The sequence below is a fragment of the Bifidobacterium jacchi genome, assembly GCF_009078285.1.
GTDB lineage: Bacteria > Actinomycetota > Actinomycetes > Actinomycetales > Bifidobacteriaceae > Bifidobacterium > Bifidobacterium jacchi.
The window spans coordinates 25317-35136 of the sequence record NZ_RQSP01000002.1; the positions used below are offsets into that span (position 1 = coordinate 25317).

7 protein-coding genes are annotated in these 9820 nt (G+C 65.2%); 4 read left to right on the forward strand and 3 right to left on the reverse strand.

From position 1 onward, the window contains the following. Nucleotides 1-376 precede the first annotated feature (376 nt). A complete protein-coding gene (locus tag EHS19_RS11530) occupies nucleotides 377-2194 on the reverse strand; it encodes a sensor histidine kinase (RefSeq protein WP_151915897.1) in 1818 nt (605 codons plus the stop codon). After that, nucleotides 2191-2862 carry a response regulator transcription factor gene (locus EHS19_RS00780; protein ID WP_151915898.1) on the reverse strand — a complete coding sequence of 224 codons (672 nt, stop codon included), beginning with the start codon at nucleotides 2860-2862 and terminating at the stop codon, nucleotides 2191-2193. The genes EHS19_RS11530 and EHS19_RS00780 overlap by 4 nt, the downstream gene beginning before the upstream one ends. Nucleotides 2863-3066: 204 nt before the next feature. Here EHS19_RS00780 and EHS19_RS00785 point away from each other — a divergent pair, with 204 nt between their 5' ends. The 4 genes from EHS19_RS00785 (at nucleotide 3067) to EHS19_RS00800 (ending at nucleotide 7336) form a co-directional block, all read left to right on the forward strand. Beyond that, nucleotides 3067-3909: a hypothetical protein gene (locus tag EHS19_RS00785; RefSeq protein ID WP_151915899.1), complete on the forward strand. Its 843-nt coding sequence runs from the start codon at nucleotides 3067-3069 to the stop codon at nucleotides 3907-3909. Nucleotides 3910-4012: 103 nt separating this feature from the next. Further along, nucleotides 4013-5137: a peptidoglycan-binding domain-containing protein gene (locus EHS19_RS00790; RefSeq protein WP_175578221.1), complete on the forward strand. Its 1125-nt coding sequence runs from the start codon at nucleotides 4013-4015 to the stop codon at nucleotides 5135-5137. Further along, complete coding sequence (locus EHS19_RS00795; protein ID WP_151915901.1) at nucleotides 5134-6042, forward strand: ABC transporter ATP-binding protein; 909 nt, start codon at nucleotides 5134-5136, stop codon at nucleotides 6040-6042. The genes EHS19_RS00790 and EHS19_RS00795 overlap by 4 nt, the downstream gene beginning before the upstream one ends. Continuing rightward, complete coding sequence (locus EHS19_RS00800) at nucleotides 6035-7336, forward strand: ABC transporter permease (protein ID WP_151915902.1); 1302 nt, start codon at nucleotides 6035-6037, stop codon at nucleotides 7334-7336. The genes EHS19_RS00795 and EHS19_RS00800 overlap by 8 nt, the downstream gene beginning before the upstream one ends. Nucleotides 7337-7491: 155 nt before the next feature. On the opposite strand, the gene EHS19_RS00805 is transcribed toward EHS19_RS00800, so the two are convergent. Further along, a complete protein-coding gene (locus tag EHS19_RS00805) occupies nucleotides 7492-9456 on the reverse strand; it encodes an FAD-dependent oxidoreductase (protein ID WP_151915903.1) in 1965 nt (654 codons plus the stop codon). Nucleotides 9457-9820 lie beyond the last annotated feature (364 nt).

Here is a 9820-nt window from a genome sequence, read left to right on the forward strand (position 1 = left end):
GTGCAAGCGAGAAAGGCAGAGAAAGGTACAGGAGGGGAGTCGGAGAAGGATGCCAGAGCAGGGATGCCACTGAGCGCAAGTTCCGTGGCTCTTCCTGGTCGATGAGCGGTCGATGAGTAACCTACTCGAAAAGCGCTATTCTCTCTACCATCCCAACGGCTCAGCAACGAACCACCACCCACGATAACGACAGAAGCACCCGAAATCATTGATCACAGCAAAAGCTCCAACGCAAAAGCCCCAACGTAACGCATTCTAAAAGAATCTAAAAGAATCTAAAAGATTCAAAAAGATTCAAAAAGCATCGTAACGAGGCTGCCGGAGCGACCGGTCTACTGGTGTATCTACTGGCGTACAAGACCCGTTGCCGCCGCCGTTACCGGCTTGTCGTTGTCGCGGCTGAGTCGATGCGGAGCGCGGCGCGGAAGGTGGTCGGCGACGGACGCGACAAGACCAGTCGGGCATCCAGCGCATCACAGGCTGCGGCCACGATCGACAGACCAAGCCCGACGCCTGGCACCGCGCTGATGCGGGAATGCTCGCCTCGGTGGAACGGCTGGGTCAGCTCGTTGAGATCATCCGGCAGCGTCTCGTCGGTGGTGTTGGTCACGGCGAACGTGATGAGCCGACCGTTCCGCCGGATCTCGACATCGACCGAACCGCCATCCACGTTGTGTATGACGGCATTGCGGACGAGATTGCCGACCGCCAGATCAAGCAGCGTCGGATTCGCGGCAATCGCAGCAGCTGGCAGATCATCGGCGCGAATGGCGATGCCGTGCGATTCGGCATCATCCTCGACATCAGCAATCGCGCGCGTGACGCAATCGGCCAGATTGGCACCCGGCCCGCCAGCCGCGCCGGCCATACCAGACGCACCGGCCACAGCGCTGCCGCACGCGCTACCTCTCGTATTGACGCTACCCGCAGCGACCGAACCAACCGTGCCGCCCGAACCAACCGTGCCGCCCACGCCAGCACCGGACGGCCCGCCGGCGCTACCCGTACCACCCTCAGTCCGCTTGCAATCCTTACAATCCTTACAATCCTTGCAATCCTTGCGATCCGCAGCACCGAGAGCGCCGCTTTGGATGCGCGACAGCGTGAGCAGCGCCTGAACGAGCCGTGCGCCACGCCGGTTGGCCGCAAGCGCGCGACGCACCGAGGGCTCCACGTCAGCCGGAAATCGACCCTGGGCGAGCGGGGCGTCAAGGTTGGTTTCGACGGCGGCTATCGGCGTGCGCAGTTCGTGCGACGCGTTGGATACGAACCGTCGTTCGGCTTCGGCGGCGGTTTGGATGCGTTCAAGCATGCCGTTGATCGCGTTGCCAAGCTGCGTGACTTCGGTGGATTGGCCGACGATGCCATGACCGCCGCCACCGATATCGACGCGCGTGTCAAGTTTGCCGGGGTCGAGCACCGCCGCCTGGTCGCTGATGGATTTGAGCTGGCGGGACATGCGCGATGTGACCAGCCAGATGACCAGCACGCTGGCTCCGCCGAACAGCGCGAAGATGACGGCGGCGCTGATGCGCAGCCCGTTCGTGACCGTATCCTGATTCCATATGGAGACGCCGTACGGCGTGGTGATGGTGAACGAGCCGTCCTTGCCCCAATCCACACGGTAGTTGCCGTCTGCCTCAGGAGTTGCCGCGGTGGTGCCGGACGGTGGCGTCGCGCTGCCAGTAGGCGGCGTCGCAGAGCTGCCCGCTGTCGTTTCGTCGTTTGACGATGCTTCGCCGCCCGCCGACGCTGCGTTGCCTGCCGACGCGGTGCCGCCTGCCGTCTTGCCGGCTCCGGTCTGCGCATCCCCGTCACGGGTTTCGCCCGTTCCGGCACCGATGTCAGCCGGCGTGTCCCCCTCGACGACGCCGTTGCTTTCCATGGTGATACCGCCGTCCACTGGATGATTGGTGGTGATCGTCATCGCATGGGTGAACATGCCGTTGACGATGGCCGTCTGCACGGCGGTCGCCGAGCCGATCGCCACCAGAAACACCATGCTGATCGCCACCGTCAGCTGCGCCCGGAATGATCGCGGCCTGATTCGTCCGATCAGGCCTGTGCAAACGCGCACGGCACGGGTCCACACCCGACGCAGCTGGCCTGTCGGCCGATGGCGGCGTTCGGACGCGGTTCCGGCTGATGTTCCGGTTTCGGTTGGCGCTTCTGCTGACATCTCGGTTTCGGTCATTGCAGACGGTATCCTTCCCCTCGCGCCGACACGATCGCGTCGCGATCCTCCAGTTTGCGGCGCAGCGAATACACGGTGGTTTTGATCGCGTCAGCCGGCTCGGTCGATGCCGCATCATCCCAAACGGTGTCATACAGTTCATTGACCGGCACATACCCGCCGTCCGCGCGCATGAGCTCAAGCAGCACGCCATATTCCTTCGGCGTGAGCTTGACGAGCGTGCGGCCACGATCGCGAAACACCAGCCGCCGCGTCGTATCGATGGTGATATCGCCGCGCGAAAGCACGGCGGACGCGGGCGCGCCGGTGCCGGAGCGGCGCTGCAATGCGCGGATGCGCGCGAGCAGCTCGGGATAGGCGAACGGTTTGGTCAGGTAGTCGTCGGCACCCAAGTCAAGTCCGCTTACCCGATCGCTGATTTCGGCGGCGGCCGTCAGCATGATGACGGCGACGGGAATGCGGTTCGCGGCGATGGTCGCCATCACCGCATCGCCGGACAACACCGGCAGATCGCGGTCGAGCAGCACGATGTCGATGGGCTGGTTGGCGAGCGCCTGCAACGCTTCGGTGCCGGTCGTCGCCAGCACGGTCGCGTAGCCTTCGTAGCGCAGCGCGTCATCCAATGCGGCGGCCAGTTCGCGGTCGTCTTCGACGATCAGAATGCGCATGGTTCTGCTCCTTGAGTCCTGGCCGCTGGTATGCCGCTGATGTGCCGCTGGCGGGCCGCGCGCGGATGCTTCATTTCATTATCGCCTCCTATCCTGCGCCGGCATCGGTAATGCGAAAGTAATGGCGTTTTCCACCGTCGCTCAACCGCTGGCGAGGTTGCATGGAGGTGTTGGATGACATGCACAACCGTAAGGAGATTCATCATGACCGCATCTGACAACTCACTGCGCCGCGTACTGGGCGTTGTCGCCGCATCGGGTCTGTGCCTGATCGCACTCACCGCATGCTCGGCACAGAACAGCTCCACGAATGCCTCGAATGCAGGCAATACCACCGGCGGCAACGTCAACGGCAGCAATACCAACGAATCCGCGAATGATGTGAACGCGACGGCGAAGCGATTCGTCTCCTGCCTGACCGGCAAAGGGTTCGACGCGCAGCTGTCGGCATCCGTGCTTGACTCGTCCGGGCATGGCGTCAAGGACACCGCCGAATTGCGCATGCTTGACGCATCCGGCAATCCGGTGGCCTCGAACGGCGGTTCTGAGGGCACTTCCATCAGCTCGGATTCGTCCAGCTCGTTCCAGCAGCTGTATCCGACCGCCGTGTACACGACCGTCGACACCAACGGCGCGTGGGTCACCTTCCAAGATTCGTCGGGGCTGGCCGGCACGCCATACGCCAGCAAGCAGGCCGATTATGCAGCATGCGAGAAGGCCAATCCCGATTTCACGCAGCCGGTGCAAGGCAGCACGCAGCAGCCGGACTACTCGGATGTCGATAAGAACGCCGCCCTGAATTTCGCGAAGCAGGCACGCAAGGCGGGCTTCTCCTGGGTGCAGGACCCCGCCGCCGACACGCCCACGACGATCATGATCCCGAACACCGTCAGCGAAAGCGAGCTGCGTCGCTTCTTCAAGGACTGCCCGACCGGCGGCGCGAACATCACCTTCGGGTTCGGCGGCACTCCTGACGAATTCGGCTATGATTATACCAAGGTCATGGAAGAAGTCATGGGCAGCGGATCAGCCACCAGCGGGCAGTGAGCCTGCCGAACAAGCCTGCCGAACAATGTTGTCGCACAAATATGCCGAACAACCAATCCGACGAAACCGTCACCATCAATACGACTGCACAGGAGCACCGAGCATGGGAATATCAAGCGGGCATCGGATGCCGCGCCGACGCCGCGTCATCGTCATGATCATCTCAATCGCCGTCATCGCCGCGCTGGTCGCAGCGTGCGTCATCGCGCGGCCGTGGCTGATCGACCGGCTGCGCGCCTCCGGCCAGTCAGCCGGTCAGTCGTCGCAGCAGGTCGACGTGACCACGCTGCGCACGCAGCCGGTCACGAAAGGAGTGCTCAACGCCGAAACGCGGCTCGGCGCAAGCCTGCAGTACGATGACGCATCCGATTTCACCGCAGCATCCGGCATAATCACGCAGCTGCCGGTCGCCGGCAAACAGATCGCGACCGGCGAGCAGGTGTACGAGATGGACGGCGTCGCCGTACCGCTCTTCCACGGCGCACGCCCGTTCTGGCGAACGCTGAACACGGATGCGTCGGACGGCCCCGACGTGACCCAGCTCGAAACGAATCTTGCCGAGCTGGGCTTCTTCGCCGGCACGCCGGACGCGCATTTCGATTGGCTGACTCGCGAGGCCGTCCGCCAATGGCAGCGTTCGCTCGGATTGAACGGCAACGCGGTCGATGGCGTGTTCCAGCCGTCCTCTGTGGCGCTGGCGCCCACCGCGCCGATCCGCATCACCGCAGTGAATGCGAAACTGGGTGAAACCGGCGTCAGCCCCGCCAGCTTCACCGGCGTCGCGCTTCACGCGCAGGCCACTCTCACCGCCACGCAGGCGGCCACGTTCAAGGCGGGCGACAAAGCGCGCATCGTGCTGCCTGACAACACGACCATCGACACGACACTGTCCGCGGTCAGCCAAGGCGGTCAGGCGACGGGCAAGGACGGGAAGGTCACCTCGCCGTCCGCGCGCGTCGACTTTCCCGACCAGTCCAAAATCGCCAAATTCGGCACGACCTCCGTCAGCTTGGTCATCGCGAACAAAACCGACAAGCCGACCGCCGAGACGCTGATCGTGCCGGTGACCGCGCTGGTCGCGAGCGCCGGCAACGGTTATGCGGTCGATGTGGTGCGCGGCGATCGGCTGGAGCGCATCCCGGTCACCATCGGGACGGTGGCGAACGCGCAGGTGCAGCTCACCAAGGCGGACGGGCTGGCCGTCGGCGACAAGGTGGTGACGTCATGACCGGGGAAGCGCTGCCAGGGGAGGAGCTGCCGGGGGGCACGCTGCTGACGCTGGACAAGGTCACCAAGGCGTTCCGCGGCAAGGACGGGACGATGCAGGAGATCCTGCATCCGACGACATTGGCCATCGGGCGCGGCGAGCGTGTGGCGATCGTCGGACCTTCCGGTTCCGGAAAATCGACGCTGCTGTCGCTGCTGGGCACGCTGGACATGCCGACGTCCGGCTGCCTGCGTTACGACGGCGATGATGTGGCGGCAATGAGCGGGCGGCAGCGCAGCGCGTTGCGTTCCGAGCGCATCGGGTTCGTGTTCCAGCGGTTTCATCTGATCGACACCGTATCCGCATTGGAAAACGTGATGACCGGATTGCAATACACGGCGTTGCCTCGCGCCGAACGCCGCAGTCGGGCCGTCGATGCGCTCACGAAGGTCGGGCTGGAGCACCGGCTGCACCATCGTCCGTCGCAACTATCCGGCGGGGAGCAGCAGCGTGTGGCGATTGCGCGCGCGCTGGTCAAGCAGCCTGACATCATGTTCGCCGACGAGCCGACCGGAGCGCTCGACACCGAAACCGGTCACACGATCATCGATCTGCTGTTCGATGCGGCAGATGCGGCTGGCATGGCCGACGCAGTCAGCTCGGCTGCCTGCGGGAATACCGACGATGGCGTTGTCGGCGCGACCGGCGCTGCCAAAGCCACCGGAGCCAGTCTGGTCGTCGTCACGCACGACATGAACATCGCCGCACGGTTCCCACGACAGCTGCACATCCGCGACGGCGTTGTGACCGAACGCGGCAGCACAGCGGAACTTGGCAGCGCAGCGCAACGCGGCAGCGCCACGGAACGTATCAGCGAAGCCGACCGCGGCGATAGACAGCAGTCGGAAGGGTGCAATCATGAATGAATCAGCCACCTATGAGTCAGGCAAGCGCGAATCAGGGATGCGCGAACGTACCGCCGAGCCGATGCGCAGGCTGCCGCGCAAACCGCGGCGCAGACTGCCGCATAAGCCGCTGGGCACCCGGCTTGCCGACCTGCTGCACGCGGCGTGGATCGGGGTGACCGGCCGCGTTTCGCGCACGCTTCTCGCTTCGCTGGGCATCGCGCTCGGCGTGGCCGCCTACGTGGCACTGTCCGGCATCGCCGCGTCGAATCAGGCGGCGCTGCTCGCCCGACTGGATGCGCTCGGCGCGAATCTGCAGATCGTCGCTCCCGGGCAGGATGCCGCCCAGCAGACCGTTCCGCTGCCGAATTACGCGCCGCAGACCCTCAAACGCCAGCCATCAGTGAAACAGGTCGGTGTGTTCTATACGCCACCGGAAAACATGCAGGTGTTCAAGAACGACCTCGTACCGGCAACCAACGGGAACGCGATCGCGGTGAAAATCATGGCTCCCGGAGCGCTTGCCGCCGTCAACGCGACGTTCGCGCACGGGCACGGCATCGACCGCAACAACGAGGGGCTGCCGGTCGCGATTCTCGGGTCGGAGGCCGCGTGGCGTCTCGGCGTCACCGATGTCGGCGACCGCGTGTTCATCGACCACGAATGGTATGGGGTCATTGGCATTCTGGACCCGCTGCCGCAAGCCTCCACGCTTGACACGTCTGCGATCATCGGGCGGGCGTGGGCTCTCAGCCACTATCCGGACCAGGCGGGCGATATCGCCAAAATCAGCGCCATCTATGTGCGAACCACGCCGGCGGACGCGGAAATGACCCGTCGGCTGCTCGCCCATGCGGCCAACGTGAACGGCAACGTTTCGGTCACCGCGTCCGCCGACCTGTCCAAGGCGCGCAGCGCGACCAACGATTCGCTGACCACGCTCGGCCTGATGATCGGCGTCATCGCACTCGCCGTGGGCGGTATGAGCATCGCCAACATGATGATCGTCACCGTGATGGAGCGCCGCGGCGAGATCGGCTTGCGACTGGCGCTCGGCGCGACCGCCGGCAACATTCGCATGCAGTTCGTCACCGAATCGGTGATGCTGTCCGCGCTCGGCGGATGCTGCGGCATACTGATCGGCGCGGCGACGGCCGGCTACGTCGCGTCCGCATCCGGCCAGCCGTTCGCACTTGACTGGGCATCCCTGCCGCTGGCTTGGGCTGCCACCGTGATCGTCGGCGTTCTCGCCGGACTGTACCCGGCATCGCGGGCCGCCCGGATGACTCCGACCGAGGCGCTGCGCGGCGAGTAACAGGTGCCGAGCCGCGAGCGCTGCGCGGCGAGTGACGAGCGGCGTGCACCGCAAGCTATTTGCGATTGTGCCGGATTACTGCTGCCGAGGTCGCAGGGGTTGCCGCGATTGCGATGAAATCCCTGCGACCCCGGCAATCCCAGCAAGCAGAACGCCTACGCGCCGAGCAGCGTGAGCATCTGGGGGATGCTCTTCTTGCCGAATTCGACCTTCTGCGAGCCGTCAGGACGGTTGATGACGATGCACGGCACGCTCATCGCGCCGTATTCATCCTTGAGCTCCGGGAAGTGCGAGATGTCGTAGGCCTCGGCGCGCACGCCCGGGTTGAGCGAGGCGATGCGCTGCGAGGCGAGCACCGTCTCCGGGCACATCGTGCAGGTGAGCGACACGAGAATCATGATGTCGGCGGGCGCGGCCTCGACCGCACGTTCGCGCAGATCGTCGTCAAGCGGCTGGCCGGGGCCGGCAGCGTTGTACAGGCCGAGCACGAACGAGTTGAACTCGTGGCCGCTCGGCACGCCGTGGAACGCCAGACCGGTCGCAACCAGTCGTCCGGCGGACTCGTCCCACGTGCACAGCCGCACGCACGGGCGCGCATCGGGCAGCACGGCGGCCGCATCGAACGTGGCGCGACCGGACTCATCAAGCGAACCGTACGTCGGCAGCACGGCCACATCGCCGGGCACTGCACCATCCGTCACATCACCAGCCGTGCCGGCAGCGTTCGCATTGGCAGCAGACGGCAGCGCGATCGTCACCGGTTCGCCGACCACCACCGCGCTCGGCGCGCTCGTGCCGTCCACGGCAGTCACCAAACCAGCGGCATCGATCGCCACCGCATTCAGCTTGCCGGCGGACAACGCGACCATCTCACCGACGAATCCTTGCAATTCCGCGGAAAGCGGCGTGTCGTCAAGCTCCAGCGCCAGCGTGACCGGGCGGGTCATGCGGCCGAACACCACGCCCAGCTGCTGCTTGATCGCCGCGGAGAACAACTCGCCGGGCTTGCGCGCCGCCGCAGAGGCTGCGGCAGCGGCGTCAGCGCTGCGCTTGGCCGGCGCCGGAGCGGGCGTGGTGCCGGATTGCGCGGCCGACGCAGCCTCGGTCGCCGCCTTCGCCTCGGCCTGCTCGTATGCGGAGGCGGTGGGGCGCGGCGGCACCAGACCCGTCTTCTCGCTCATCGCCTTCGCGTACCGTTCCAGTTCGACGGCGGCGATCGCGCCATCGGCGGTGGCGGTGACCACCTGACGCAGATTCTTGACGCGCAGGTCGCCGGCCGCGTACACGCCCGGAACGGAGGTTTCGAGGTAGCCGTGCGTGACAACGTAGCCGTGGTCGTCGAGCTCGACCACGCCGCGCACGAGCTGGGTCGCCGGCACGTATCCGGCGAAAACGAACACGCCGAACGTGCCCTCGTCTGCCGGCTTCCACGTTTCGGTCTCGCCGGTGGAAACGTTGCGAATCGTGGCTTCGCGCAGGCCGCCCTGTCCTGCGGTCACGCCGTCGAGCACCGTGTTGTAGCGCACTTCGATCTTCGGATTGCGCTTCGTTTCGGCTGCGACCGACGCATCGCAGGTGAAGTCCGATTCGCGCACAAGCACGGTCACCTTGGACGCGTACTTGGTGAGGAACACGCTCTCCTCGGCTGCGGCGAATCCGCCGCCGACGACCAGCACCTCGCGATCGGTGAAGAACTCGCCGTCGCAGGTGGCGCAGTAGGCGACGCCACGGCCGGCGTACTCCGCCTCGCCCTCGAAGCCGAGCTTGCGCGGGGACGCGCCGGTGGCGATGAGGATGCCGAAGGTCTTCAGATCACCGCGCGAGGTGTGCACGGTCTTGATGTCGCCGTCGACATCCAGTCCGGTGGCTTCGGCGGTAAGGAACTCGGCGCCGAAATCGCGCGCCTGCTCGCGCATGGTCTGGGTAAGCGCGCGGCCGGTGGTGCGACCGACGCCCGGATAGTTCACTACCTCGTTGGTGATGGTGATCTGCCCGCCGAAATCGTCCTTCTCAAGCACGAGCACACGGTAGCGGGCGCGGGCGAGGTACAGGCCGGCGGTGAGTCCCGCCGGGCCGCCGCCGATGACGACGACGTCATAGAGGTTGTTGGTCTGAGCCATAGAAAAATCCTTGATAACGAAACGACAAGCAATAGGCCACCTCTGATGGGACGTTGCCGTGAAGCAAACAGCGGAGCTGTTTGTAGGCAACGTGCGAGCCGACAGGCGAGCCAGCAGGATGCCGCGCGGAGCGCGTCATTGATTGCGGGACCGTTGCCGTTAAGCAAACAGCGGAGCTGTTTGTAGGCAACGTGCGAGCCGACAGGCTGCGCGCGCAGCGCGTCCGCGATCGCGCAGCGGACTGGGGGAGAGATGGTCGGACAAGATTCACTTCCTGTTTCTCTCCCCCACCCGGCTCCGCCGGGAGCCCCCTCGTCAGAGGGGGCCGAGATTGCGACTGTTTGCATTACATGCGACGCTCACA